This window comes from Bifidobacterium sp. SO4, assembly GCF_018555355.1.
Lineage (GTDB): Bacteria > Actinomycetota > Actinomycetes > Actinomycetales > Bifidobacteriaceae > Bifidobacterium > Bifidobacterium miconisargentati.
Window position 1 is genome coordinate 1 of sequence record NZ_JAFEJP010000037.1, and the last position, 1,429, is coordinate 1,429.

At 63.2% G+C, this 1,429-nt stretch carries 1 protein-coding gene; it reads left to right on the forward strand.

Going from position 1 to position 1,429, the window contains the following annotated elements; all coding sequences use genetic code 11:
* The first annotated feature begins 45 nt into the window (after positions 1–45).
* On the forward strand, positions 46–1,401 hold the full coding sequence (locus JS536_RS11690; protein ID WP_065465469.1) for an IS3 family transposase: 1,356 nt from the start codon (positions 46–48) through the stop codon (positions 1,399–1,401).
* Positions 1,402–1,429: the final 28 nt, after the last annotated feature.

The window sequence follows — 1,429 nt, forward strand, 5'->3', positions numbered from 1 at the left end:
GGGGCTGCGGACGTTTTCTTGGAGACCGAACGGAAAGATTTTCGTATGTTCAGTCTTGAGGAACGAGAGCGTGCGGTGGAGTTGTATTTCACCACGCCGATGACGACGGCCCAGGTGGTGGAGCATCTGGGTTATCCGACCAGGCAGTGTCTGGAGCGTTGGCTGGCGATGGATTCCCGGTATGCTGGCCATATGGCCAAACCCATCATCCCACTGGAGACCAGGCGAAGGGCAGTCGAGCTGGTGCTGGGCGGCATGCAGCAGAAGCAGGCCGCCAAACAGCTCGGCGTGAGCGTCGGCGCGGTGCATGGCTGGGTCAGGGCGTACCGCAAGGGCGGCATGGCCGCGTTGCAGCCCAAAAACAGGAACTCCGCGCAGGGCAATAAGCCCGCGGACTCCCGTCGCTGGCCGTCCGCAGCCGATGATGATGACGCGGAGGCTTTGCGCCGCAGGGTCGAGGAACTGGAGCTGGAGAACGCGTTGATGCGGGAGGTGGTGGAGGTCGTAAAAAAAGACCCCGGCGCCGACCTGCGGCGCCTGTCGAACAGGGAGAAGACCCTGTTGATCGACCGGTTGAGGCCGGCGTATTCGCTCAGCTCGATGACATGCTTGCTCGCCATCGCGCCCAGCAGCTACCACTACCACCACGCCCGGCTCGGCGTTGACAAGTACGCCGGACTCAGGGCAGAGGTGGCCGGGGCGTTCGCCGATTCCAAGGGCAGGTACGGGTACCGCAGGATCAAGGCGGTGCTCAAGACCGGCGTATCGGAGAAGGTGGTCCGCAGGATCATGGCGGAGGAAGGGCTCGTGGCGCACGTGCCCAAGCGACGCAGGTATAGTTCCTACGAGGGCGAGACGACGCCGGCTCCCGCCAATCTCGTCGACCGGGACTTCACGGCCGAGCGTCCGAACGAGAAGTGGCTGACGGACATCAGCGAGATCAAGGCCAGGGACGGGAAGGTGTACCTCTCGCCGATGATCGACTGCTTCGATGGCAAGATCGTCGCATACACCGCCGGCTTCAGCCCCAACGCGGAGCTGGCCAACCGGATGCTGGAGAAAGCGGCCTCGACGCTGCCAGGGAACGCGCGTCCCCTGGTGCATTCCGACCGTGGATGCCATTACCGGTGGCCCGGATGGCTCGGGCTCATGGAACGCTTCGGGCTGACGCGCTCCATGAGCGCGAAGGGCTGTTCGCCGGACAACGCGGCCGCGGAGGGATTCTTCGGCAGGATGAAGACCGAGGCGGTCTACCCCGAGAAGTGGGAGGAACACACCCGCAACGAGGTGCTCGCCTTGGTCGATGAGTACATACGCTGGTACAACCACGAGCGCATCAAACAGTCGCTTGGTTGGATGAGCCCGGTACAATACCGTCAAAGCCAAGGAATGGCTGCGTGATTATCTCCAAGAAAATGTCCGCAGCCCC

Excerpts from the sequence above, each read along its gene's own strand:
- JS536_RS11690 (WP_065465469.1), top strand. The coding sequence starts at position 46 with ATGTTCAGTCTTGAGGAACGAGAGCGTGCGGTGGAGTTGTATTTCACC.